The organism is Maricaulis sp., from assembly GCF_039978735.1.
Classification (GTDB): Bacteria; Pseudomonadota; Alphaproteobacteria; order Caulobacterales; family Maricaulaceae; genus Maricaulis.
The window spans coordinates 46,991-70,838 of sequence record NZ_JBDWAS010000001.1 but is presented as its reverse complement, the minus strand read 5'-3'; the positions used below and the strand labels follow the sequence as shown (position 1 = coordinate 70,838).

25 protein-coding genes, 2 tRNA genes and 1 pseudogene are annotated in these 23,848 nt (G+C 65.2%); 13 read left to right on the top strand and 15 right to left on the bottom strand.

The features are described from left to right. The 4 genes and pseudogenes from ABJO18_RS00390 to ABJO18_RS00375 form a co-directional block, all read left to right on the top strand. Positions 1 to 249 (top strand): annotated as a pseudogene (locus ABJO18_RS00390) (hypothetical protein); the annotation flags it as partial. Between the two features lie 11 nt (positions 250 to 260). Further along, complete coding sequence (locus ABJO18_RS00385; protein WP_348335766.1) at positions 261 to 1,148, top strand: RHS repeat-associated core domain-containing protein; 888 nt, start codon at positions 261 to 263, stop codon at positions 1,146 to 1,148. A gap of 17 nt (positions 1,149 to 1,165) precedes the next feature. Next, positions 1,166 to 1,630, top strand: coding sequence for a hypothetical protein (locus ABJO18_RS00380; protein ID WP_348335767.1), 465 nt, complete (start codon positions 1,166 to 1,168; stop codon positions 1,628 to 1,630). Positions 1,631 to 1,654: 24 nt separating this feature from the next. Further along, entirely contained in the window at positions 1,655 to 1,945 is a 291-nt protein-coding gene (locus ABJO18_RS00375) for a hypothetical protein (RefSeq protein WP_348335768.1), read from the top strand. On the opposite strand, the gene ABJO18_RS00370 is transcribed toward ABJO18_RS00375, so the two are convergent. From ABJO18_RS00370 to rpmH, 6 genes are all read right to left on the bottom strand, one after another. Continuing rightward, entirely contained in the window at positions 1,888 to 2,577 is a 690-nt protein-coding gene (locus tag ABJO18_RS00370) for a pyrimidine 5'-nucleotidase (RefSeq protein WP_348335769.1), read from the bottom strand. The two genes, ABJO18_RS00375 and ABJO18_RS00370, sit on opposite strands and share 58 nt — an antisense overlap. Next, on the bottom strand, positions 2,574 to 3,584 hold the full coding sequence (locus ABJO18_RS00365; RefSeq protein ID WP_348515680.1) for a DUF1036 domain-containing protein: 1,011 nt from the start codon (positions 3,582 to 3,584) through the stop codon (positions 2,574 to 2,576). Before ABJO18_RS00365 ends, ABJO18_RS00370 begins: the two co-directional genes overlap by 4 nt. Before the next feature lie 4 nt (positions 3,585 to 3,588). Next, complete coding sequence (gene yihA, locus ABJO18_RS00360; RefSeq protein ID WP_348507090.1) at positions 3,589 to 4,161, bottom strand: ribosome biogenesis GTP-binding protein YihA/YsxC; 573 nt, start codon at positions 4,159 to 4,161, stop codon at positions 3,589 to 3,591. A gap of 65 nt (positions 4,162 to 4,226) precedes the next feature. Then, a complete protein-coding gene (gene yidC, locus ABJO18_RS00355; protein ID WP_348507091.1) occupies positions 4,227 to 6,020 on the bottom strand; it encodes a membrane protein insertase YidC in 1,794 nt (597 codons plus the stop codon). Between the two features lie 14 nt (positions 6,021 to 6,034). Further along, positions 6,035 to 6,424, bottom strand: coding sequence for a ribonuclease P protein component (gene rnpA, locus ABJO18_RS00350; protein WP_348507092.1), 390 nt, complete (start codon positions 6,422 to 6,424; stop codon positions 6,035 to 6,037). A 5-nt stretch (positions 6,425 to 6,429) separates the two neighbouring features. Beyond that, positions 6,430 to 6,564 (bottom strand): 50S ribosomal protein L34, encoded by a 135-nt coding sequence (gene rpmH, locus ABJO18_RS00345; RefSeq protein WP_271186404.1) that lies wholly within the window; start codon positions 6,562 to 6,564, stop codon positions 6,430 to 6,432. 188 nt (positions 6,565 to 6,752) lie between these two features. Between rpmH and ABJO18_RS00340 the strand changes: the two genes are divergently transcribed. Continuing rightward, positions 6,753 to 8,204 carry a HAMP domain-containing sensor histidine kinase gene (locus tag ABJO18_RS00340; RefSeq protein ID WP_348507093.1) on the top strand — a complete coding sequence of 484 codons (1,452 nt, stop codon included), beginning with the start codon at positions 6,753 to 6,755 and terminating at the stop codon, positions 8,202 to 8,204. Between the two features lie 185 nt (positions 8,205 to 8,389). On the opposite strand, the gene ABJO18_RS00335 is transcribed toward ABJO18_RS00340, so the two are convergent. From ABJO18_RS00335 to ABJO18_RS00325, 3 genes are all read right to left on the bottom strand, one after another. Beyond that, a complete protein-coding gene (locus tag ABJO18_RS00335; protein WP_348507094.1) occupies positions 8,390 to 8,962 on the bottom strand; it encodes a demethoxyubiquinone hydroxylase family protein in 573 nt (190 codons plus the stop codon). After that, positions 8,959 to 9,477, bottom strand: a complete 519-nt coding sequence (locus ABJO18_RS00330) for a disulfide bond formation protein B (protein ID WP_348507095.1) — start codon at positions 9,475 to 9,477, stop codon at positions 8,959 to 8,961. The genes ABJO18_RS00335 and ABJO18_RS00330 overlap by 4 nt, the downstream gene beginning before the upstream one ends. A gap of 86 nt (positions 9,478 to 9,563) precedes the next feature. Further along, positions 9,564 to 10,181, bottom strand: a complete 618-nt coding sequence (locus tag ABJO18_RS00325) for an exopolysaccharide biosynthesis protein (RefSeq protein WP_348507096.1) — start codon at positions 10,179 to 10,181, stop codon at positions 9,564 to 9,566. 147 nt (positions 10,182 to 10,328) lie between these two features. Between ABJO18_RS00325 and ABJO18_RS00320 the strand changes: the two genes are divergently transcribed. The 5 genes from ABJO18_RS00320 (at position 10,329) to ABJO18_RS00300 (ending at position 15,645) form a co-directional block, all read left to right on the top strand. Further along, a tRNA-Leu gene (locus tag ABJO18_RS00320) sits at positions 10,329 to 10,413 on the top strand. Between the two features lie 1,468 nt (positions 10,414 to 11,881). Further along, positions 11,882 to 12,772, top strand: coding sequence for a DUF417 family protein (locus ABJO18_RS00315; RefSeq protein ID WP_348507097.1), 891 nt, complete (start codon positions 11,882 to 11,884; stop codon positions 12,770 to 12,772). A 130-nt stretch (positions 12,773 to 12,902) separates the two neighbouring features. After that, positions 12,903 to 14,696: a long-chain-acyl-CoA synthetase gene (locus ABJO18_RS00310; RefSeq protein WP_348507098.1), complete on the top strand. Its 1,794-nt coding sequence runs from the start codon at positions 12,903 to 12,905 to the stop codon at positions 14,694 to 14,696. Then, positions 14,693 to 15,298, top strand: coding sequence for a DUF924 family protein (locus ABJO18_RS00305; protein ID WP_348507099.1), 606 nt, complete (start codon positions 14,693 to 14,695; stop codon positions 15,296 to 15,298). Before ABJO18_RS00310 ends, ABJO18_RS00305 begins: the two co-directional genes overlap by 4 nt. Before the next feature lie 122 nt (positions 15,299 to 15,420). Further along, complete coding sequence (locus tag ABJO18_RS00300; protein ID WP_348507100.1) at positions 15,421 to 15,645, top strand: hypothetical protein; 225 nt, start codon at positions 15,421 to 15,423, stop codon at positions 15,643 to 15,645. A gap of 52 nt (positions 15,646 to 15,697) precedes the next feature. On the opposite strand, the gene ABJO18_RS00295 is transcribed toward ABJO18_RS00300, so the two are convergent. Then, entirely contained in the window at positions 15,698 to 16,996 is a 1,299-nt protein-coding gene (locus tag ABJO18_RS00295; protein ID WP_348507101.1) for a hypothetical protein, read from the bottom strand. Positions 16,997 to 17,152: 156 nt separating this feature from the next. On the opposite strand from ABJO18_RS00295, the gene ABJO18_RS00290 reads away from it, so the two are divergent. The 3 genes from ABJO18_RS00290 to pgeF are packed head-to-tail and all read left to right on the top strand — an operon-like array spanning position 17,153 to position 20,341. Then, positions 17,153 to 18,079 carry an alpha/beta hydrolase gene (locus tag ABJO18_RS00290; protein ID WP_348515679.1) on the top strand — a complete coding sequence of 309 codons (927 nt, stop codon included), beginning with the start codon at positions 17,153 to 17,155 and terminating at the stop codon, positions 18,077 to 18,079. A 40-nt stretch (positions 18,080 to 18,119) separates the two neighbouring features. Beyond that, entirely contained in the window at positions 18,120 to 19,556 is a 1,437-nt protein-coding gene (locus ABJO18_RS00285) for a protein adenylyltransferase SelO (RefSeq protein WP_348507103.1), read from the top strand. After that, on the top strand, positions 19,553 to 20,341 hold the full coding sequence (gene pgeF, locus ABJO18_RS00280; RefSeq protein WP_348507104.1) for a peptidoglycan editing factor PgeF: 789 nt from the start codon (positions 19,553 to 19,555) through the stop codon (positions 20,339 to 20,341). Before ABJO18_RS00285 ends, pgeF begins: the two co-directional genes overlap by 4 nt. A gap of 4 nt (positions 20,342 to 20,345) precedes the next feature. Here pgeF and ABJO18_RS00275 read toward each other — a convergent pair whose 3' ends face one another. The 5 genes from ABJO18_RS00275 to ABJO18_RS00255 form a co-directional block, all read right to left on the bottom strand. Then, positions 20,346 to 21,557 carry a DUF418 domain-containing protein gene (locus tag ABJO18_RS00275; RefSeq protein WP_348507105.1) on the bottom strand — a complete coding sequence of 404 codons (1,212 nt, stop codon included), beginning with the start codon at positions 21,555 to 21,557 and terminating at the stop codon, positions 20,346 to 20,348. A 195-nt stretch (positions 21,558 to 21,752) separates the two neighbouring features. Next, positions 21,753 to 21,829, bottom strand: a tRNA-Arg gene (locus ABJO18_RS00270). Between the two features lie 68 nt (positions 21,830 to 21,897). After that, the gene (locus tag ABJO18_RS00265) at positions 21,898 to 22,308 is read right to left on the bottom strand and encodes a cupin domain-containing protein (RefSeq protein WP_348508733.1); all 411 of its coding nucleotides are present in this window, start codon (positions 22,306 to 22,308) and stop codon (positions 21,898 to 21,900) included. Between the two features lie 79 nt (positions 22,309 to 22,387). Beyond that, positions 22,388 to 23,044 carry a hypothetical protein gene (locus ABJO18_RS00260; protein ID WP_348508734.1) on the bottom strand — a complete coding sequence of 219 codons (657 nt, stop codon included), beginning with the start codon at positions 23,042 to 23,044 and terminating at the stop codon, positions 22,388 to 22,390. A gap of 134 nt (positions 23,045 to 23,178) precedes the next feature. Beyond that, entirely contained in the window at positions 23,179 to 23,733 is a 555-nt protein-coding gene (locus tag ABJO18_RS00255) for a methyl-accepting chemotaxis protein (protein WP_348508735.1), read from the bottom strand. Positions 23,734 to 23,848: the final 115 nt, after the last annotated feature.

The following is a 23,848-nucleotide window of genomic DNA, read 5'->3' as shown; positions in this document are numbered from 1 at the left end:
GGGCGTCTGCAGGAGACCTCGGGCACGGGGATCACCTTCCGCGAGATGCAATATGACGGTCTCGACCTGATCGCGGAGTATGACGGCACGGGCACGCTGACGGCGCGTTACGTGCATGGTCCCGGGGCGGACGAGCCGCTGGTGCAATATGCCGGCGCCTCGGTGTCGACGCGGCAATGGCTGCTGGCGGACGAGCGGGGCGAGTCCTCTGATTTGTCCGTCCTCGCGGCGTCGCCGCTGCGGGCGTGACGGGCGTCGCGGTGACCGACTGGTCCGGCGCGGCGATCCAGATCAACAGCTATGACGAATACGGCGCCCCGGCGCCGGGCAATGCCGGCCGCTTCGGCTATACCGGCCAGGTCTGGCTCCCCGAAACCGGCCTCTACCACTACAAGAACCGCGCCTATAACCCCGAGCTCGGCCGCTTCATGCAGACCGATCCCATCGGGGTGAACGGGGGGATGAATCTGTACGCTTATGTGGGTGGGGATCCGGTGAATTTTGTGGATCCGTTGGGGTTGCAGCAGGAGGACACGGGACCGCCGCCCTGCAATCCCCCGAACTGCGAGGTAGTGACTGTGACGGTTCCGGAGCTTGATGACCCCTGCCGCGGGTTTTGTATGCCCTATGAAGATGTCCTCGAGGCGCTCTACGGCGGCGATCCGTGGACGATCGGGGTCCCGGTTTATGACTTCTACGATCTCCATGGAAACTATCTGGGCGGGGTTTCTGAGGAGGGAGGCTCATTTCATAGATATGATATTGAAGTTGTTGTTCAGTGCTCAGCAAGCACGACCTTTGAAGTGGTGCGGGCGAATTCTGCTCCAGGCGCGCCTTATGCAGAGGCCGGTACACACGACATCATGCTGGCTTTTAACAACCCGATCACTCAAATAGTCGATGTGGAAGCGCGAACAATAATTAACATCACACTTCCTGGGCATGTGTTTTACCCTGGAACTGTAGAGATTTATATAAGAAGCATTGGAGGTTTGTACTCTTCAATACATATAACCGGAACGGGTCAGGGGGGGGCTATGCCTACACTAAATAACGTAGCGGGCGGTGTTTTGTTCGGTGGCATGGCTAATTACGTTGCAGAATACTGCACCGTCAGGAATGGTGGGTCTCTTGCTAGAGATCAATAAGATAAGGAGGGTTGTTTATGGCTTTAACGGCGAAAAGAATATTGATTTGCTGTGCGATGTTATTGTCCGCATCGTCTTGTGCGAGGCCGGCTGATGATGTGTATTATGTTTGCATTTCGGATTCGAGTGGATTTCAAGAGTCTATACGTCAAATACAGATGCTCGCTGACGAGTTTGGATTAAATTATCAAGATTTTGGAGGTCAGATTAGGCGAGATCTTGATGTAATAGATGCTAATCAGGTAGTTATTCCTGATGGTGTGCCGGTCCATGCCACTGTAGAGGAGCGGAGTGGAAAGGTTGTGCTTCTCGTTTCCAATTTCGGGAATGGGCAGGAAGACATTCGCCTAAGTTTCTTCTTTTTTGGGGGCGATCACAGCGAAGATTCGTTTCCCCAAAGCGTCCTATCGCGCATGAGAAATATTTCAGGCGTCCAGATCGTGGATAGCGAAGCGGCGCTCGATGGTCTGTGCAGCCATTAAACATTGGGAATGTAGCCGGTTTGGGTGCAGAACCTGGCCGGCACGTCCGACGACCGCACGCTGAGCTTCAGTCATAATCCGGCGGGTCAGATCGCCAGCCGGACGGACAGCAATACCGGCTATGCCTGGACCGATTTCGTCAATTTCGATGAAGCGACGAGCTATAACGGTCTCAACCGGATGCTCTCGGTGACGGGCCAGTCGACCGCGCCGATCGTCTTGAGACACGTACCTCCGGTACATGTCCCCATGTCTCCCTACCCCGCCTTCACCCGCACATCGCCCAGGAACGTGCTCAGACAATCCACCGCATAGTGGACATGGTCGGGGTGTTCGTCCGGGGCGGCGCTTTCCTCGTCCCGGGGGCCTTCCTTCGCCCTCACCAGCACAGTGGTGAAGCCCATTTCGTGTGCCGTCTTCAAATTCCTCACCGAGTCCTCGAAGAAGACGGATTGTGCGGCGGGGATGTCGAAACGGGCGGTGAAACGCTCGAAACCCTCGCGATGGGGTTTGGGGGTGAAGCCGGCGGCCTCGACATCGAAAATATCGTCGAACAGATGGGTGAGGCCGAGACAGCCGAGAATATTCTCGGCATGGCGGCGCGAGCCGTTCGTGTAGACGAGGCGGGTGCCGGGCAGGGCGGCGATGCGGCCGGCCAGGGTGTGGTCGGGATCGATCACGCTGGCATCGATATCGTGCACGAAGTCGAGAAAGGCGCTGCGGTCGATCTCGTGATTGGCCATCAGCCCGTTCAGCGTGGTGCCATAGGTGCGCCAGTAATGCTTCTGGACCTGGTAGGCCTCGTCCTCGGGCAGGGCGAGGAGCTGGGCGACGAACTGCGTCATGCGGCGGTCGACCTGGCTCATCACCGGCGCGCTGGAAGGGTAGAGCGTGTTGTCCAGGTCGAACACCCAGTGGGTGGCATGGGTGAGGTCGGCGCCGCTCATTGCCGCAATCCCTGGAAATCGGCCTCGGTGAGGGTGACGCGCACGCCGCCGTTTTCCGGCTGCGGCACACGGCGGAAGCCGGCGGCGGTATAGCCGCGCTCGGCGCATTCGGTGCGGCCTTCGGAGACGAAGCGGGCCGGGGCGAGACAGAAGCGCTCATTGCCGCCGCTCATCGGCCGGCGGCCCTGGCCGGAGACGCGCTCGGCATAGATGAAGGCATTGTCGGTCTCCAGCCGGGCAGCGAGCAGGCGGGCGCATTCGCCCGCATGGATGCGCCACCAGCCGCGCGACTGCCAGATCTCGCCGACGCGGTGGCCGATTGCCGTGGCGATGTCGCCGTCGGCCTCGTTGCACACGATCAGGCCGGAACCGGCATTGCGCTCCAGGGCGCGCGCCTCGAGCGCGTCGATCAGGGCGGCATCGCCGGGATTGCCGGCAATGCCGGCCTCGGACTGGAAGCGCGCGACGGCGCGGCGCGTGGAGCGTCCGTCATAACCGTCGACGCCGGTGACGGCATAGCCGGCCGATTGCAGGAGGCGCTGGATGCCGGCGACCTGGGCGCGGCGGCCGAATTCGGACGGTTCGACCAGCACGGTGCGTTCGCGCTCATCGCCTTCGCGCATGAAGAAGTCGCGCGAGGCGAGGCCCAGGGCGGCGCAGCGCGTATTGGCCACGACCTGGAAATCCGTCTCGTCGACGCACAGCGGCACCGTGCCGCGCCATTCGCGCACGCCGCCGAGATAAGCGGTGGTGGACTTGGCGTAGAAGAAGAGGGGCTGGGTATTGACGTCCAGATCGACTTCCTGGGCCACCTCGGCGCATTCGCCGGGGCGGACGCGCGTCCAGCCCTCGATGGCGACCCCGCCCTCGACCGCCCAGGCCGCGGCGATATGCGTGATATAGCTGGTCTCGTTGCAGATCTCGGCCGCCCCGGCACGCGGGCTCGCAAACGCGGCAAGGCCGAGGAGGGCGAGGCAGGCGGCGATCCGGACCGGCAGGCGCATCATCGCATCAGAACTCCGGCAGGAGGGCGGCGATCTCCGCCCGCAGCACATCGATCCCGTCGCCCTTGGCGCTGGTGGTGGCGACGACACGCGGGAAGGCCGCCGGGCGTTTCATGATCGCCTGCAGCGTCTCCTCGGTGATGCGTTTCACCGCCGGCGGCTTGATCTTGTCGGTCTTGGTCAGGACGATCTGGTAGCTCACGGCCGCCTCGTCGAACACGTCCATGATCTTCTCGTCGACGGTCTTGAGACCGTGGCGGCTGTCGATCAACAGGTAGACGCGCTTGAGATTGACCCGGCCGCGCAGGAAGTTGCGCGTCAGCTTGGTCCACTTCTCCACGACGTCCTTGGGCGCCTTGGCATAGCCATAGCCCGGCAGGTCGACGATGCGCAGATTGGTGTCATCGACATTGAAGAAGTTCAGCTCGCGCGTACGGCCGGGCTCGCCGGAAGCGCGCGCGAGATTGTTCTGCCGCGTCAGGGCATTGATCAGCGAGGACTTGCCGACATTGGAGCGTCCGGCAAAGGCGATCTCGGTGCGGTCGGGCTCGGGTAGCTGCTGCAGGCTGACCGCGCCCATGATGAAGGTGCAGGGCCGCGAGAAAAGCCGCCGCCCCGCTGCCAGATCGAGATCGTCATCGCCCGTCAGGACTGGTCTCCCGAAGCCTTGCCCTGCAGCCGCTTGATCAGCTTGTCCAGCTGGGTCTCGTTCCCGTGGCGGCGCATGATGATGTATTGCTGGGCGACCGAGAGGAAGTTGTTCCACGCCCAATAGATCACCAGGCCGGCCGCGAACGGCGCCAGCACGAAGGTGAAGACGATGGGCAGCATGGCGAAGATGCGCGCCTGCATCGGGTCCGGCGGCGGCGGGTTGAGCGCCTGCTGGGCGGCCATGGTGATGCCCATGATGATCGGCCACGCGCCGATGCCCAGAACCCCGCCGATCAGCCAGATGCCGGACGGATCGTAGGGGATGAGACCGAACAGGTTCCACACATTCGTCGGGTCCGGCGCCGACAGGTCGCGGATCCAGCCGAAGAAGGGCGCGTGGCGCATCTCGATGGCGTTGAACAGGGTCTGGTAGAGCGCGAAGAAGATCGGGATCTGCGGCAGGATCGGCAGACAGCCGGCCAGCGGATTGATCTTCTCCTTCTTGTACAGCTCCATCAGCGCCTGCTGCTGCTTCTGGGTATCGGCAGCATAGCGCTCCTTGATTTCCTGCATCTTCGGCTGCACCGCCTTCATCTTCGCCATCGAGGCGTAGGCGCGGTTGGCCAGCGGGAACATGAAGAGCTTGATGATCAGGGTCAGCGCCAGGATGGCCAGGCCGAACTGGCCGATAACGCCTTCCAGCAGGTGCAGCAGCCAAACGAAGGGCCGGGTGAGGAACCACAGCCAGCCCCAGTTGATCGACATGTCGAAGCGCTCGATGCCGTAGTCTTCCTCGACTGCGTCGAGCACGTCCAGCTCCTTGGCGCCGGCGAAGACATAGGCGGTCGAGGTCATCGTGGCGCCCGGCGCAAGTTCGCGCGTCGCTTCGATATAGGTCGCCTCATAGGCGTCCACGGCGCCGCGCTCGCGGATGCGGAAATTGGCGGTGAAGGCGACGTCCTGGTCGGGAATGGCGGCGGCCATCCAGTAGCGCTGGGTGATGCCGACCCAGCCGCCGGTGCCGGAGATTTCTTCCTCGCCCTCGCCCTTGGCCAGACGCTGGAACTTGGTGCGGGTCAGCGCGCCGTCGACGACTGCCAGCGGGCCCTCGAACACGGCGAGATTATTCACCAGGTCTTCCGGAATGCCTTCATGGCGCACCAGGCCGTAGCGGGCCAGGTCGACCGGCTGGCCGGAATTGTTCGTCACCGTGTCGGCGATCGTGAACATGTAGTTCTCGTCCAGCGAGACGGTGCGCTCGAAACGCAGACCCGAGGCGGTCTCGTGGACCAGCACGACGGGCGTTTCCGGTGTCAGGCGGCTGCCAGAGGCCAGCGTCCACTCCGCGGCATTGCCCGGCAGGTCGGAAAAGCCCGGCGTGGCCGACTGCCAGCCGTCGCGGGCGTAGAAAGTGTGTTCCGTACCGATCGGGTTGAGCAGGGCGATCGGGGTGTCATTGTCGACGGTGACCGTGTGGCGGCGCAGGCGGATATCGTCGAAGCGCGAACCGGTCAGCGACAGCGAACCCAGCACGGCCGGGCCCTCGATCTCGACACGCTGCACATCGCCCAGCGCGTCGTCGCGCGTTTCATAGGCGGGCCCGGCGTCGGTATCGGGCAATTGCAGGTCGGGATCGGCTTCGGCCAGTTCGCCGGCCGCTTCCAGGGCTTCCTGGCGCTCGGCCTCGCGGGCTTCCTGGGCCGGGCGCAGGAAGAAGAACTCATAGCCCAGCATGATGGCCAGGATCAGACCCAGCGCGATAAACAGATTGCGTTGTTCTTCGCCCATGAAAACTCGGCCTTTCAGGCTGTTTGTCCCTTGCCACCCGGAGCCCCGTCTTCGGCGAGGCTCACCAGTGCGCTTTTGACATCCCCCATCAGTCGCGGCCAGTCCCTTGCGGACGTGGACGCACGCGCGATGAATACATAGTCAAAGCCGGGCTGTCCGTGGAGGGGGAGTAGCAGCCTTGCGGCCTCGCGCAAACGGCGTTTGCAGCGATTCCGGACAACGGCGCCGCCGATCTTGCGCGTGGCGGTGAAGCCTGCGCCGACCGTATCGTACAAACAAGAAGAGCCGTCCCGTCTTCGCGCCTGGATAACGACGCTGGACCGGACGGCTTTCTTGCCTTGGGCGACGAACAAGAATTCGCGCCGCTTTTTCAGCCGATTAACGGCTAGCGGCTGCGTGTCCATCGTATTTAGGCGGACAGGCGCTTGCGGCCTTTGGCCCGGCGGCGGGCCAGAACCTGACGGCCGTTTTTCGTCGCCATGCGCGCACGGAAGCCGTGCCGACGCTTGCGGACGAGCTTGGACGGTTGAAATGTGCGTTTCACGGTCGCGCTCCATCGGCGTTCAATTCGAGAGCGGCGGCTAATACGCGGCCCATCCGGCCACGTCAAGGGCGGGTGCCGCAGATTGCGCAGGCAAAAACGCTGTTTGCCCGCATGGCCCGGGCAAGCCGGCCGCTCATCGCCTTCCGCTTGCCGCACCCGGACGCCTAGGCTATTCGGCCTGCCAGCTCATGGTCAACGATCCGGACACCGATTCTTCCCGCCCGAACGAGGAAGGCCAGCCGCCGCCCCGCCGGGGCGTCGGGCCGCTGATCGACAGCCTGCCCGGACAATTGCTGATGGTCACGCTGGGCCTGATCGCGGCCGGCGTGGCGCTGATCTATTTTCCGGCCGCTGCCGGCTTCCGCATGCAATGGATGAGCGACCGTGCCGAGGCGGCGCACCTGGCCGCGCTGGCGGCCGATGTGGCGCCGGGCGGGGCGCTGGGCGAGGACGAGGTGCGGGCGCTGCTGATGGGCGCTGACGCCGTGGCGGTGTCCCGCGTGCGCGACGGCATGAACGAGCTGGTGCTTTATTCCGGTCCGATCGGCGAGGGGCTGGTGGAGACCGATCTGCGCAAGGCCGGCTGGTTCACCCATCTTCGCGACACGGTCGATGTCCTGTTCGCCCCGCCGGGCCGGCTGCTGCGCATCCGGGCCGAGCCGATGGGCGCGCCGGGCGAGACGATCGACGTGATTGTGCGCGAAACGCCGCTGCGGGCGGAATTGCACGCCTTCTCGCGCTGGCTGCTGGTGTGGGCCAGCATCGGGGCCGCGATCGCCGGGGCGGTGATCTATGCCGCGCTCTTCTATCTCTTCGTGCGCCCGATGCGGCGGCTGGCGGCGGCAATGACGCATTTCAGTGCCGACCCGTCCGATCCCGCGCGTGCGATCCGGCCGTCGGGCGCGCGCACCGAGATCGGCCAGGCCGAGGCAGAACTCGCGCGCATGCAGGCGGATATCCGTCAGGCATTGCACCAGCGCGAACGCCTCGCCGCGCTTGGCGGGGCTGTCGCCAAGATCAATCACGATCTGCGCAATGTGCTCGCCAGCGCCCAGCTGGTCTCCGACCGTCTGGCGACCGAGAGCGACGGGCGGGTGCGCAAGATGGGCGAGCGGCTGGTGCGCGCCGTCGATCGCGGGATCCGCCTGTGCGAGGCGACGCTGCAATACGGCCGGGCCGAGGAAACACCGCCGGTGCGGGCTGCCGTGCCGGCGCGGGCACTGCTGGACGAGGTGGTGGCCGATGCCGGTCTGGCGGGCTCCGGCGTCAGCTGGGACAACCAGGTCGCGGACACGCTGCTGCTGGATGCCGATCCGGACCAGGCGCACCGCCTGTTTCTCAACCTGTGCCGCAACGCCATCCAGGCGATGCAGGAACAGGCCGGTGAGCGCGCGCTTGCCGCGACTTCAAGCCTTGTGGACGGCCAGGCCGTCATCCAGATCCGCGATACAGGTCCCGGCCTGCCGCCCAGGGCGCGCGAGCGGCTGTTCGAGGCATTCTCAGGCTCGGTCCGCAAGGGCGGCACCGGCCTCGGCCTCTCCATCGCCCGCGAACTCGCCCGCGCCCATGGCGGCGATGTCGAACTTGTCGGGAGCGACGAGGCGGGAACGGTCTTCGCCGTGCGGCTGCCGGTGGTTTAGGGGGGGCGGGTGCTACATACACTCCAGCACCGTCATCCCACGGGCCCTGCTTCAGCAGGGATCCGGGGGACCTCGTCCATCACGTGGACCATGACCCACCGGCCGGTGTCACATTCGGGAAGCCGGGTGGCTGAGGTCCCCCGGACAAGCCGGGGGATGACGGTGGTGTTGGGGTGGTTGAGTCCCTAAACCCGCTCGGACACCCTGATCGCGATCCTGCACCCCGCCTGGATGGCGCGGGAGAGGAGGGCGTAGCCGGGGGCTTGCCTGGCGCCTTCCTCGACGGCGAGGTCGCGGTGCTCGATTTCCTCGAGGCGGAATTTCTCGAACAGCTCGGCCAGCTCGTCCTCGCCCATCGCCTTCAGTTCGGCGACCTGGCCGGCATAATGGCGCTCGATGACGGTCTCGACGGCCTCGGTGCAGGCATGGGCGGCCTTTTCACCCATCAGCGCGGTGACGGCACCCAGCGCGTGACCGGCGACGTCCCAGACGGGCGCCAGCGCGGTGGGGCGGGCATCGTGTTCGAAGATCAGCCGGTCGAACGTGTCGAGATGGTGCTGTTCGTCGGCCTCCATCTCCTCCAGCTGGGCGGCGATGCGGGCCTTGTGCGGCAATTGTCCGAACACGGCGCGCTGGCCCTGATAGATCGCCACAGCGCCATATTCGCCGGCATGGTCGACGCGGACCATCTGCTCGATCCGCGTCCGGTCGCGGCGGCGGCCGGGCAAAGGCGGGCGGGGTGCGCGTTGCGCGGTCATGATTTCAGACCCCGGATGCCCATGGCGATCGACAGGCCGGCCATCGCCGCCGAGATCAGCGCGTTATAGCCTGCCATGGAGATGCCCAGCAGCGTCCAGGCCGCCTCGTCGCACAGGACGACAGGGCGCTGGCCATCCAGCGCGGCAAGCACGTCGGAGACCGACACGCTGCCGCCGCCCGAGGCGGTGCAGGTTTCCGGGCCGGCCCACCATTTGTACTCGATCCCGGCATGCCAGGCCGAAAAGCCCGCCGAGAACAGCAGCACGGCTGCCACGGCGAAGATCATGAAGGGCGCGAAACGGGCGAGGCCCGGGCGCGCGATCATCAGCCCGCCGAAAGCCAGGCCCAGCGCGATCACCGCCATGTGGATATGGCGCTGGTCGTAGCACAGGGCACAGGGGTCGTAGTGGCCGATATACTGGAAGCCCCAGGCGCCGAAGAGCAGCAGAAGCGAACCGCCCGCCATCAGCAGGGGCCAGCGCGAGAGCGGGAACTGGGTCAGAACAGGTGTCATGGTGTCCATTGTTGCAAGTACCGGGCAATCTAGCGGCCGGGCCCGAAACATGTACCGCGACCAATTCGCACAGACCTGCCGGCCCGCTAAACCAGGGACCGGAGGAAGTCCTTGGCTATATCAATCATGGCATAGCCGAAAACCAACAAAAGCGTGATCCACACCACACCCAGGATCAGGCCGGCAATGATCAGCAGCCCGTCGCGGGTGAGAAGACCCAGCGCGGCGATGGCCAGCGCGATGCCCGGCGTGGTGTTGGTGGCCGGCAGCGGCACCAGGATCGAGGCACAGAAAATCATGAAGATGAGGCCGATCACGCGCTCCGCCGACGGGCCGGAGAGAAAGCGCAGGCGCGGCCGGGCGAGCGCTTCCAGCCAGCCGAACCATTTGCGGCCGCTGCGCGCCATGCGGTCCAGCCCCGCCTTGGACAGGCGCCGCGCCTTGAAGCGTGCCGGCAGCCAGGGTTCGTCGCGGCCCATCGCCATCTGGGCGGCCAGCGCCATCATCGGCAGGGACATGATCTGCGGCACGCCATAGAGGAAGGGAATGGAGACGGGCAGGGCCATGGCAAACAGGATGATGCCGAAGGCGCGCTCGCCGAGGGCGTCGACAAATTCGCCCAGCGTGCAACCCTCTTCGCCCGTGTCTGCGGCAATGGCCTCCAGGGCCGACAGGAGGCCCCGGTTTTCGGCTGCATCGGTCATGCGGATCGTGTCCTGACAAACAGTGTCGAGATGTGCGGACACTAGCCAGCACAGCCCGTCCCGTCGAGCGCAATGGCTTGTTGACTTGGCGGGGGTTCGCGGTCAGCTTGCGGCGCGCTCGGGCGGCGGCTTTCGCCCCGCTCCGGAGCCCCTGTGGCGGAATTGGTAGACGCGACGGATTCAAAATCCGTTTCCGCAAGGAGTGTCAGTTCGAGTCTGACCAGGGGCACCACCCTTCGCCCTTCGGGCTTCGGGTGGCGAGCCACCCGCAGCGCGAATGCGAGCGATGCGAGCGGGCGAAGGCGGACTGCTTCTCGCAAGCGCCATCCGCCACTACCGGCAGTTCGCGCTCACATGGGGCGCGCTCAAGGCTGTGGGGTTCGAGCCTGACCAAGGGGCACAAGCCGACGCTCCACCGGATCTGATCCGGGGTCCGGCCAAGCACGCCCTGGTTTCTCCTCAGAGTGCAGGGTGTCTCGCCGAAGCGTCTAGCGAAGGGCGAGGATTGCAATTGTCCCTGGTCGTTCCTGTTTCGGGCCTGTTGCCCATACACATCAAGGCTGGTTTGGCTTGTCCCTGCTCTCCGTCGACCACATCTGATCCAGCTCCTCCTCCAGGGACGCCACTTCCAGGCTGATATTCATCGTCTCTACGGGAAACATTCCGCGCTGTTCCCAAGGCGAGTTTACGGATGATCTCTGGGGGCCCGCTGCGATATAGGGTAGGTATCTGGGGAGACGAACCGTCATGTAGGCATCATAGGGGATGACCTCTTCGACCTGGATCGCTGACCGCAGCCTGTCCGGGTCGTAGACCAGATGTCCGCGAAACAATGCTTTGTGATCGGACTCTCCGAGCCTGCCATTGAAGGCGTCCCCGAATACGATAGTCGGCAAGGTTTCCGGATCGGTCCGGCTGTGCAGGCAGCCGAAAAGCAGTGGCGGTTTGATTGATCGCGCGTTCCGATGCTGCTCACCGCAATCCTCAGCCGGCAGCGCGGTCCACTCGACAACACCATTCCGGTTCCCCCCGGTGGTCTCGCGCAGTCGGGACAAGTTGCGGTAGGGGGATGTTCGTGTTGCATGAATACGATCCGCCGCACGCGGCCCGAGAGCAGGTCTATCCGCATCTGCTCCGTCAGTTCGCCGTCGCTGTAGAGAACGAACTCCTCGGGCATCTCCACCGGCGTGAGCTTCGGACGGGATTCTAGGTTTTCTATCTCGTGAGCAACGTGCGCTCGCATGAGGAAAGCCGGAACGAACCACATGAGAGCAAAGAGTGGAAGCGCGAGGAGGCGTCCATATCGTGTTTTGCTGAAACCTGTCAGCGCGACCAGGACGATTGGCACCCAGTTTGAGGCTCCGAACGGGAGACCCACAAACGGGAGGAAGCCGATCCAGGCCATGACATAGTCCACGGCCAGCATGAACCAAAGGATTGCAGCACTGAGTACATGGCAGATCACGGCAATGACGACGGCTGACAGTAGGTGGCGGAGCATCGCAGTGCCTTTTTGGTTCGACCGGGTCGTGATGGCACGGACAAGTTGAGCGGAAGTTTACAGATGCCGGCGGACTTTTGCCCCGGACAGTCCAGCGTCTTGCCAAGGGAGCGGTTGAAACCGGCCTCGTCAGACGCGGTCCGGAGTGCTAGCGTCCGGTCACGGCCAGCTGGACGGGGTGAGTTTGAGGAGGCGGGCCTTGCTGTCACCGGGTAGTGCGTTGATTTTCGCGCGTTTCGCGCTGGCGCTGACATTCTTGTGGTTCGGCGCCATGGATTTCACAAGTGTGGGCACGGCGATCACGGCGGGCTGGCTGGACGGTCATGCCATGCTGCCGGACGTGTCCGACCAGGCGTCCTCTGCGGCGCGGGCGATCGGCGTCTACCAGATCGTCATGGCGGTGCTGATCGGCCTGCCCATCCCCTCCGGCGCTTTCCGGCGCATCGGCTTTGCCATGCTGGGCCTGTTCTGCGCCGGCGCGCTGACGCTGATGGCGACCAATCCGGTGTGGATCGCGGCAGAGGGCGGTTTCCCGGCGATCGGCGCGGGTCAGGACATCATCAAGTATCTCGCCATTCTCGGCCTCGCCCTGTGGTGCGGCTCCTTCGACAATACCCGCATGTTCTCCAGCCGCTATTCCCAGATGCGGGTGTGGGCGCAGCTGGTGATGTGGGCCGGGCTGGTGCTGGTGCTCGGCTGGATCGGCGCGATGAAGTTCACAGCCACCGAGGCGGCCGGGATCGAACCGCTCGTCCGCTCGCACCTCTTCTTCTACTGGATGCCCGGCCAGATCGGTCTCCAGGGCACCTCCTATGCGATCGGCGCGATCGAGCTGTTCACGGTTGCCGCACTGGCCGGCTACTGGTTTTCGACGCGCGCCTACCGGATCGGCCTCGTCCTGGCCGCGGTGACCTTCTGCGTGACGCTGTCCTTCCTGATCACCTTCTCCGGATCCTGGGAGGGTGAGCTGGGCGGTTTCCCGGCGCTGGCATCGGCCGGGCATTTCATCCTGAAAGACTTGCCCCTGCTGGCGGTTTGTCTTGCCCTGGCTGCGGAAACCGGCCGTGAGGGGACGCGTTACCGGCGGTGATCCGCCGGTTGACGCGGAAATTGCCGGACATGTTCTGAAACACGTTTCACACTTGCCGCCGCAGTCGTCCTGTTGTGCTTGACCGGGTGGGGTCCCTACCTACTCTGCTGGGCAAAACGGGAGGAAATCGATGGGCGTTTTCGGCGCGATCAAGCGCGAGTTCGACTATGTGTCGGGCATGCTTCGCGTGCTGCGCGAGATCCGCAAGGTGGGCTCGGGCTCCGGCATGCGCGTGCCGGACAAGATCGAGGCGACCGTCGACCGCTATCCCGACCGTCCCATGGCCCTGCTCGAGGATGGTGAGATCACCTATCGCCAGTTCGACGCCTATGCGAACCGGGTGGCCCACTGGGCGCTGGACCAGGGCCTGAAGCCCGGCGACACGGTGGCGCTCTTCATGAGCAATCGCTGGGAATACATCGCGATCTGGTTCGGCCTGTCCAAGGCCGGCATCGTGATCTCCCTGATCAACAGCCAGCTGTCGGGACAGTCGCTCGCCCACTGCCTGACGATCGGCGAGACCAAACACGCCATCATCGAGGGCGAGCTGGCCGGTGCCTATGAGAGCGCGAAGGCCTGCGGTATCGGCGATATCGGCGCCTGGGTGTTTGACGGCACGATGGACGGTGCGCAGTCCTTCGATACGGCGCTGGCCGGACAGTCTGCCGACCGGCCGGATCCCATCGTGCGCGATACGGTGAAGCCGGAAGACGCCGTGCTGAAAATGTTCACCAGCGGCACGACCGGCCTGCCCAAGGCGGCGCTGATGACGCATATCCGCGCGCTCTACTATCTCCATGTCTTCGCCATTGTGGCCAAGGCTGGCGAGACCGACCGCATGATGATGGTACTGCCGCTCTATCACGCGACGGGCGGGCTGTGCGGTGTGGGCTGTGCGATCTGCTTCGGCGGCGCGCTGATCATCCGGCCGCGCTTTTCGGCGACGAATTTCTGGCCTGACGTGCACCGTTTCGGCGCCACCATGTTCATGTATGTCGGCGAGCTCTGCCGTTTCCTGGTCAACTCGCCGGAAACGCCCGAGGAGAAGCAGCACAAGCTGCGCGTCGCCATTGGCAATGGCATGCGCCGCGAAGTGTGGGAGGAGTTCCAGGAACGGTTCGACCTGCCGCAGATCGTCGAGTTCTATGGCTCGACGGAGGGCAATGTCGGTCTGGTCAATTCCGACAACACGCCTGGCTCGATCGGCCGCGTGCCCGGCTATCTGAAATCCCGCTTCAATATCGATCTCGTCCGCTTCGACATGGAAGCGGAGAAGCCGATGCGCGGCGAGGACGGGTTCTGCATCCAGTGTGCGCCCGGCGAGGTGGGCGAGGCGATCGGCAAGATCGACCCGGAGGATTCGCGTTTCCGCTTCGATGGATATGGCAGCAAGGAAGACACCGAGAAGAAGATCCTGCGCAATGTCTATGAAGAGGGCGATGCCTGGTTCCGCACCGGCGACCTGATGACGCGCGACAAGCTGGGCTATTATTATTTCGTCGACCGGGTCGGCGACACTTTCCGCTGGAAGTCGGAAAACGTGGCGACCGGCGAGGTGGCCGAAGCGCTGAGCGTGGCGGGTGTCGAGCAGGCCAATGTCTATGGTGTCGAAGTCGAGGGCCATTCCGGCCGCGCCGGCATGGCCGCGCTGGTCCTGTCAGACGGCGGGGTCGACTTCGACGCGCTGCACGCCCATGTCCACGACGCGCTGCCGGCCTATGCCCGCCCGCTCTTCCTGCGTCTGCAGCCGCAGACCGACACGACCGGCACGTTCAAGTTCCGCAAGGTCGATCTGGTGAAGGAAGGCTTTGATCCGGCCGCGATTTCGGACACGATCCTGTTCGATCATCCCGGCGAGGGGCGCTATGTGACCCTGACCCCGGAGCTGTACGAGCAGATCCAGTCCGGAGCCCTTCGCGTATGAGCCTTGCCGATCCGACGCCGCAGGACATTATCGATTTCTGGTTCGAGGATGCCGGTCCGGCAAAATGGTATGCGGTCTCCGCCGCGTTCGACGCCGTGCTGCGCCGGCGCTTCGGCAAGGCGATCGAGCACGAGGCCGCGCGCTATCGCACCGGCGGCCATCCCTGGCTGGACGATGCCGAAGGCGCGCTGGCGCTGATCCTGCTGTTCGACCAGTTTCCGCGCAATGTCTGGCGCGGCTCGGGCAAGGCCTTCGAATTCGATCCGCTCGCCCGCGAGATCGCCGACGCCATGATCGACCGCGGGTTCGACTGGGCCGTCGCCGAGGATCGCCGCGCCTTCGTCTATATGCCCTTCATGCATTCCGAAACCCTGGCCGATCAGGACCGCTGCGTCGCCCTGGCGCAGGAGCGGCTGGAGGGTCCGGGCACGCTGGATCATGCCCGCAAGCATCGCGCGGTGATCGAGCGCTTCGGACGCTTCCCCTATCGCAATGAGGCGCTGGGGCGGACATCGACCGCGGAAGAAATCGCCTATCTCGACGGCGGCGGCTACGCACCCGGTCGGAACGACTCGGCAAAATCGTCCGGAGGGCAGGGCTGACCCCTGTCCGGTTCGGGTGATTCTGGCATAACTATCAGATATTGTTATGTGTAATCGGGGTTCCGGTGTGGCCCCGCCCTTGCTCCTGTGTCTGGCAGACCTCGTCCACAGGAGCCCGTTGCATGACCCCGCGCGTCCACATCACCGTCGAAGATATCCGCCAGATCGCCTGGACCATGGTCGATCTGCACGGTCCCCAGGCGATCGGCTATGCCGACGAGGCGGTGACGGATCTGGACGAGCAGGGCCAGCCCGAGGGCGCCGACGCCTGGCGCGCCTTGCGCTCGGTGATGGAAGACGCGCTGGCCGGCCGTCTTTCCCGCGAAGGCGATATCACGGTTCACTGAAATCGTGTGCGGGCGCACCGCTGCCGGTACGCCCGCACAGTGATTGCCAAGCCTACTGGCAGACCTGCGCACTCGTATTGCTGCCGCTCATCGTGCAGTGGGCATAGCGATAGCGGTCCCGCGTCGCTGCGGCGATATCCGTGGCGCTGGGCATGGGCGGTGGAGCGGAGGTGGAGCCCGAGCTGGAGGATGTATAGGTCGGTGCGCTCGAGCCGTAGAGTTCCCGCCAGCGGGCATCGGCGGCGCCCGGCGAGTTGGTGCCGGTGCCGAAACGGCCCTCCAGCCCGGTTCCGCGCGCCGCGAGTTCCGCATCGGCGGCCTGGCGTACCGGGCCGGACGAGAACCACAGTGCCGCCGCATAAAGATCATTCGTCGCGATATCGCCCATGCGGCCGGCCTGCCGGGTGGCGAGAATGGCGCGTTCGGCCAGCTCGCGCGAGCGGGCGGTATTGATCGCGGTCGAGACCGCCTCGGCATAGCGGCCCTGGGCGAGGGGCTGGTCGATACTCACCATCCGGGCGGAGCGGTTGGCTTCATAGGCGGCCATGTCACGGAAATAGGTCTGCCATTCGCGTGCCCGGCCGCAGGATTCGGCATGTCCGAACGAACAGGCCCGCTCGTAATAGCTGGCGCCCAGCCGGTGCTCTTCGATGCTGATATAGACGGCCGCCACATTGCGGCAATCGCCGCCGCTCTGCTGTTCGTCACAGCGGATGATGGAATAGCGCAGGCCTTTTTCGGCATCGAAGGTGGAGGCTTCCGGATTGGCATAGACGCGGGCGGCGACGTCGCAGCCCTTGATGTCGCGATAGCGGTCGCAGGCGCGCTCGGCGAACCAGGCGGCGTTTTCCAGATTGATCATGTCCGGATGGTCGCCGGAATTGCCGTCCCAGCTCCAGTCCAGCCCCCAAAGGCACGGGTTCCGGACACCCGCCTCGCAGCCGGCCCGGGCCGTGGCGACGGCGCGGCCGTAATTGCGCGCCGGTGAGCTGGCGCTGATGAAGTGGCCCAGCGAGCGGCTGCAGCCATCCTCATGCCCCATCGTGCAGGCCTGCGCCATGTATTCCACGCCCAGTTCGACATTCCGCTCGAGATTGCCCTCGCCGACGCTCATCAGATAGCCGGCCGTATTGCAGCCGTCCGGCACACCCAGATTGCAGGCGCGCAGGAAGAAATCGACGGCGCGCTGCTTGTTCTCGGGCACGCCCTGGCCCTGCGCGTACTCGGCGCCGGTATAGAAGCAGGCTTCGCCATCGCCGGTGGCACACGCGGCCTGGGATGGCGATTGCTGGGCCTGCACAGCCGGTGCGAACCCCAGGGCAAGCCCCAGGATGACAAGCGTTCTGAACATGTATTTCTCCCGTCCGATCATGGTCTTCGGAAAAAATAGGCCAGACGCCGGAGTTCCGGTCTCCCCGGTTCAGGGGAGGTGTGGCGCCGGGCGCGGCCAGCGGCATCCCGTCACGCCGCAGTTGCGCTGTCACGGGCCTGTGCTAACTGCACATGCATGGACACGACCCAATGGCCCGAGGCCCTCGTCAAATTCGGTATTGAAGACCCGTTCGAACCGGCGCGCACGGCGCCGCGCATGCGTCAGGCCCTGCGCAATGCCACGCCGCACATGGATGTGAAGGCGCCGGAACTCGAAGCGGTCGAGGACTTCGCCATTCCCGGACCCGCGGGCGATATTCCCGCGCGTCTCTATATCCCGTTCGGCTCGGTGGGGCCGGCGCCGCTGACGCTCTACATGCATGGCGGCGGCTATGTGATCGGCGATCTGGATACGCATGACCGCGAATGCCGGCGGCTGGCCGCGCACAGCGGTGCACGCCTGATGGCGATCGATTATCGCCTGGCGCCGGAACATCCCTTCCCGGCCGCGATCGAGGACACGCTGGCCGCCTTTGACTGGCTGGTCTCGGATGAGGGCCAGGCGCGCGCCGGGGCCGATCCGCAGCGCATCGCCGTGGCCGGTGACAGTGCGGGCGGCGGACTGGCCGCCATGCTCACCCAGGCGCGGCGCGAGCAGATCCGCTTCCAGCTGCTGATCTATCCGCTGTTGCAGCTGGTTGAACGGCGCAAGCCGCGGCTGAAGGCGCTGGAGGGGCATCTCCTGGCCGCCTTCACGCTGGAGAAGATCGCGCTGGCCTATCTGCCCGATCCGGAACTGGCGAAGGATCCGCGGGTCTCGCCGCTGTTCGAGAGCGATCTGGCCGGCCTGCCCAAGACGCATATCTTTGCCGCCGAGCTCGATCCGCTGCTGGATGAGGGCAAGGCCTATCGCGACCGGCTGATCGCGCTGGGCCTGCCGGTCGACTACACGCTGGGCAAGGGATTGCCGCACGGCTATTTCAACCTCACGGCCGTACTACCGGGCGCCAAGGCGCTGGTGGACGCGGCGGCCGTGGCGCTGGGTGACGGGCTGCGCGGCTGATCCGTTTGCATTCGGGCGGGCAAGCGCCTAGCTCGGTAGCATGACCGTTTCCGCGACCTACCGCCCCGATCCGCGCTTCGCGGCCCTGGGCGATGATTTCTCCGACCCGGTGCGCCCGGCCGATTTTCCCGAGGCGCATCTGCGCTTCTGGAACGACCGCTGGGCCGGACCTGTCGGCCTCGACACGCTGGATGCGGCCGAACGCGCCGCGCATTTCCACCGTTTCCAGGCCCTGCCGGACAACCAGTCCCAGCCGCGCGCCATGCGCTATCACGGCCATCAGTTCCGCACTTACAATCCTGATCTCGGCGACGGGCGCGGCTTCCTGTTCGCGCAATTGCGCGACGATCAGGATCGCCTGCTGGACCTGGCCACCAAGGGCTCGGGCACGACACCCTGGTCGCGCTCCGGCGACGGGCGGCTGACGCTGAAAGGCGCCGTGCGCGAAGTGCTGGCGGCGGAGATGCTGGAAGCGCTGGGCGTCTACACCTCCAAGGCCTTTGCCGTTTTCGAGACCGGCGAGGCCCTGCAGCGCAATGACGAGCCCTCGCCGACGCGTTCCGCCGTGCTCACCCGGCTTGGCCATTCCCATGTCCGCCTCGGCACCTTCCAGCGCCATGCCTATGAAGGCGAGCCCGAGCGCATCGAGGCCCTGATCGGACATGTGATCGAGACCTGTTATCCCGGTCTCGCGGAAGCAGAAGACCGGCCGGCCGCGCTGCTGGAGGCGGTGATCGCGGCCAATGCCCGCATGGCGGCGGGGTGGATGGCGGCCGGCTTCGTGCACGGCGTGCTCAACACCGACAATATCAATGTCACGGGCGAGAGTTTCGACTATGGCCCCTGGCGCTTCCTTCCCCATTATGAGCCCGGCTTCACGGCGGCCTATTTCGACCATTCCGGGCTTTACTGTTTCGCGCGCCAGCCGGAGGCCGTGTACTGGGCGTTGCAGCAATTTGCCGGCGCGCTGTCGCTGGTGGGAGACCGGTCGAGCCTGGAGACCGCCCTGGCCGGCTTCCCCGCCGTCTACCGCACAGCCCTGCTGGAGGCTTTCCTGGCGCGTTTCGGCCTGGCGTCTGCCGGTGAGGCGGCCGACGAGGCGCTGGTGCGGGCGTTTCTGGCCTTCATGGAGAGCTCGCAACTGCCCTGGGAAGGCGTGATCTTCGACTGGTTCTGCGGCGAGGCCTCGGCAGAGCGGGCAATGTCGGGACCGCGGGCACCGGCCTATACCGGCGAAACGTTCGATACCTGGCGCACGGCGATGGCCGCCCATGATCCGGTGCGTCCGGAACGCCTTGGCCATGCCGTGTTCGGGCAGGACGACCCGGTCGCGATGACGATCGAGGTGGTCGAGGAAACCTGGGCGGCGATCGACGCGGCCGATGACTGGTCGCGCTTCGAACAGCGCATCGCGGATATCCGGGCCGCGGGCGAGGGCTATGATCTCGGCCGGGGGCGGCTAGGATTTCGGCCATGACGCTCGATCTGATTCGCATGCCGGTGCTCGACCGGCCCGGCATTGTCCACGCCTTTACCACGCGCGCAGGCGGTGTCAGCGAGGGGCCCTATGCCGCGCTCAACCTCACCCGGTCGCGCGGCGACGATCCGGCGCATATCTCGGAAAACCGCGACCGCGTGCGTGCGGCGCTGGGGCTGGATCATCTGGTCTTTGCCGTCCAGGTGCATGGCCGCGACGTCGTCACAGTCGAGGGCTGGCCGAAGGGCGATCAGCCGGCCGGCGAGGGCGATGCGCTGATCACGGACAGGCCGGGCCTGGGCCTGGTCTGCCAGACAGCCGACTGCACGCCCATCCTGCTGTTCGATCCCGTGCGCCGTGCCGTCGCGGCGATCCATTCCGGCTGGCGCGGCACGGTGGTCAATGTCGCCGGCGCGACGATTGCGGCGATGACCGAGCGCTATGGCACGCGTCCCGCCGATCTGCTGGCCGCCATCGGCCCGTCCATATCGCCGGCGAATTATCGCGTCGGACCGGAAGTCGTGGCCGCGTTCGAGGCGGCGTTCGAGAATACCGGTGGCATCGTCTCGCCGCGCGATCCGGAAGGCGGGGCGCAGCTCGATGTCGCCGAGGCCTGCCGCCGCCAGCTGGTGCTGGCGGGTGTGCCGGAGGGCGCGATCGAACGCTCCCCCCTGTGCACCTATGCCGAAGAAGCCCGTCTGTTTTCCGCCCGCCGCGCCCACCATCGCGGCGAGAGCGGACTGTTCGGCGGCCAGGCGGGCATTATCGCCCTGACCGAGGCTTGAGCCGTCAGGCGTTCTGGACGGCCCGCGGTTTCGGCAGAAGACGGCAGGCGAGATCGCCCGAGGCCGAGCTCCATACCCGCAGCGCCCATTCCAGCGGCCCCTGTTTCGACACCGACAGCCACAGCCGGGCGAAGACGATGAGCGCGACGGTACCGATCAGGGCTGCGGCCGTGATGCCGTAGCGGTCGAACGGACCCAGCGCCAGGCCGGCACCGGTGAAGGCGAAGAGCGCGATTGCCGTGCCGCCCAGATAGAGCGTCAGGGCCAGGCGGCCGACCGGCGCCAGCGTCGCCATCAGCGCCGGGCGCAGGGCCGGGGCCCGCATGGCCAGCATGATCAGCGCGGCATGGCCCAGCACGATGAAGGGCTTGCCCAGCGTGGTCAGCGGATGGGATTTCACGACGATCTCGAACCCGCCGGCCGCCGCCATCGCGGCGACACCGCCGCACAGGGCGAAACCGATGCCATAGCCCGCGGCAAGCAGGGCCGTCAGGCGTCCGGCCGACCAGCCGGTGAAGGCGCCCAGACGGAACAGGCCCAGGCCCAGCAGCATGTAGCTGCCCGCTTCCAGACACTTCCAGACAATGCCCGTCGACAGGCTCCAGGACTGGAATTGCACCAGGGAGAGGCCGACATGATCGAGATAGGAACCGGCATGATAGGCCGCAGCATCGGCCAGGCTGGCCCCGGTCACCGGTGCGGTGGTGAGCTCATTGGTGAACTCGTGCAGCGCGAGCAGGCCGAACCCGCCCAGGCCGCCCAGCACAAGAAGGCGCGGATCCAGCCGCGACAGGGCCAGGGCGACGACACCGGCCAGCGCATAGACGTGCAGGATGTCCGAGGCTTCGGCCAGCAGGATCACGTGGAAGACCAGACCGAAGGCGAACAGGCCGGCCGTGCGGGCCAGGTAGCGCGTATAGGTCTCGGTGAGGGCGACGCCCTCGCGCGGCCGCGTCATCATCCACAGCGAGACACCGAAAAGCAGCGCGAACAGGCCGCGCATCGCATCGTCGACCAGGACCGAGTTGAGGAACCAGATCGCCTGTTCCCCGATGGACCAGCCGAGAATGTCCGGGTGTTCGATTGCGAGAATGGATCCGCCCTTCGCCGGGAAGCGCGCGAACAGCAGACCGATCACGGCCAGACCGCGCAGGACATCGAGATGATCAAGCCGTTTGCACTTGGCGACGTGTTCGGCAGCGATGGATTGGGTCATGGCGCGCTGTCTCCTCCCGGGATTTCCCCTGCGAGGCGAGCAAGAAGAATGCCAGAGGGTGCGCGAGTACAGCGGACTGCTGCGAGATCAAATCCATCGGACCGTCCCGGTCCGAAAGCGCGACCGCGCGCCGGCCGGCTAGGCCGCCCCATCGGAGGCGTCCGCGAAGCGGACTGCCGTGAGATCGAAAGACTCTGGTGACCCCGGCGCGATTCGAACGCGCGACCTACGGATTAGGAATCCGTTGCTCTATCCTGCTGAGCTACGGGGCCGCCAGACAGGCGTCTTAGCGGGTTTTTCCGGACGGCTGAAGCCTGCGATGCGGGGATGGGGTGCGGGGCTATTCCGCAATGGCCTGCGTTTCGGGCCCGACCGGTGCGTACTCGACCACATCATTGTCAGGACAGGACGCAATCGTGATCAGCTCGACCTCGGCGTCGGTCGGGTTGTGCAGGTAGTGGAAGTCGCCCCGGCCCGCCGGAAAGGCGACATAGTCGCCGGGGGCCAGGATGGTGGTTTCGCTTCCTGAGTGAACGGTCGGGGACCCTTTCAGAACGATATAGAACTCGTCCCTGGCACTGTGGACATGCGGTGAGGACGCGCGGTGCCCGGGCGCGAGCGTCTCGAACATCACGGATACCGAGCCGATGCCGGCCGGTTCCGACAAAGACTTGTAGAGCGTGAAAATCTCTGCCGTCGACCGGCTTCTGACCGGTTCGAGCGGCGCGTCCCTGAGCTTTCCGACGAGCACCTTGCATGTCTCCTGGCAACCGCGCCGCCGTCAGCGTGGCAGCACGGTTGCGAAGAGTCGCACCTCAGACCGGCGCGTATCAAGTCGTTTCCGATGACCCGTCGCGGAATATCCGCAGGAACTCCACCTTTTCCTTGATGGCATCCGCCTCTCGTTCCGAGGCGTTGAACTCGCCGATTTCCTCAAGATCGCCCTGCGCATCATAGCGGAAATGCGTGATCTTCGCCTCGCGCGGGTCGAAGTTGAACTTCGCCGAATAGCGGCAATGCAGGTCGCCGAGGAAAATATCCTTGAACTGCATGAAGTAGACGGTGTCATACCAGCCGACATGCAGGACCACGTGGCGGTCGTGCAGCATGGGGGATTGCCAGTCCCAGGCCGGCTGGACCCGCGACCGGATCATCATGTCGGACGCACCGATCTCCTTGAGGCATTTTTCGACCTGCTCATCGGTCTCGAACTGCATCTCCACCCGCGTCAGATGGGTGGGGGCGATGTCGAAATTGACCGGCGTGCCGATACTGACGAGCTCGTGCTTGGGCAGATCGTGTTTCAGGCGGCGCAGCAGTTTGGCGAAGGTGACGTCCTTGGTGACGCGTTTTGTGCGGCCATAGACGTCGGTCACGTATTGCGGCGTGTAGCCGATCGATGAGCGGACAATGACGTCTTCGGTATTGCCCGACGCGACGATGATTTCCGTCAGGCCGTCCTTGGTGATCCTCGATTCCGGTTGCATATCTCACTCCCGTTCTCAGCGAGTAAGTCAGGGTTGTATCAAATCACGATAACAATTTAAAGATAATCCGGCGCTCACAAAAAAAGCGGCGGAGCCGGGCCCGCCGCTTCTTTGTGGCACCGGCTGGCGAAAGCCTAGCCGATGGTCTGGCGCAGCGTGTTGAGCTGCTGGGCGACTTCCTGGGTCGCCTGGGTCATCTGGTCGACGGCGACCTTGCCGCGGGCGACCGACTGGCCGGAACCGCGTACACCGTCGAGGATTTCCTTCACTTCGGTGTCCAGGGCGGCGATGCGCGAGGCGATATCTTCGGTGGCCTTGGCGGTCTGGCCGGCCAGCGCCTTCACTTCGCCTGCGACAACGGCAAAGCCGCGGCCGGCTTCACCGGCGCGGGCGGCCTCGATGGTCGCGTTGAGGGCGAGGAGGTTGGTCTGGCTGGCGATCGCCTCAATGGTCGACAGGATCGCATTGATGCGCTGGGACGCGTCGGTCAGCGCCTCGACGCGACGCTCGAGAACCTGGCTGGACTCTTCCACCTGGTTCATGGCGTCGCGGGCGATCTGGGCTGCCTCGGCGCCCTGCGAGGCGCGGGCGGCCGTCTCGCCGACCGCTTCGGCGACCGCGCGGGAATTGCTTTCAGACGCGCCGGCCGGATGGGTCATCGCGTCGTCGGAATAGGCATATGCGTTCATCGTGGGAGCGTCCCTGATTGTTGGCTGCCCGGATCATTACGCCCAGATGGTAAACGGATTGGTAAACACGCGATGCGAAAGCCGGGCTTGCAATGCAATTACAGGTGGTATAACC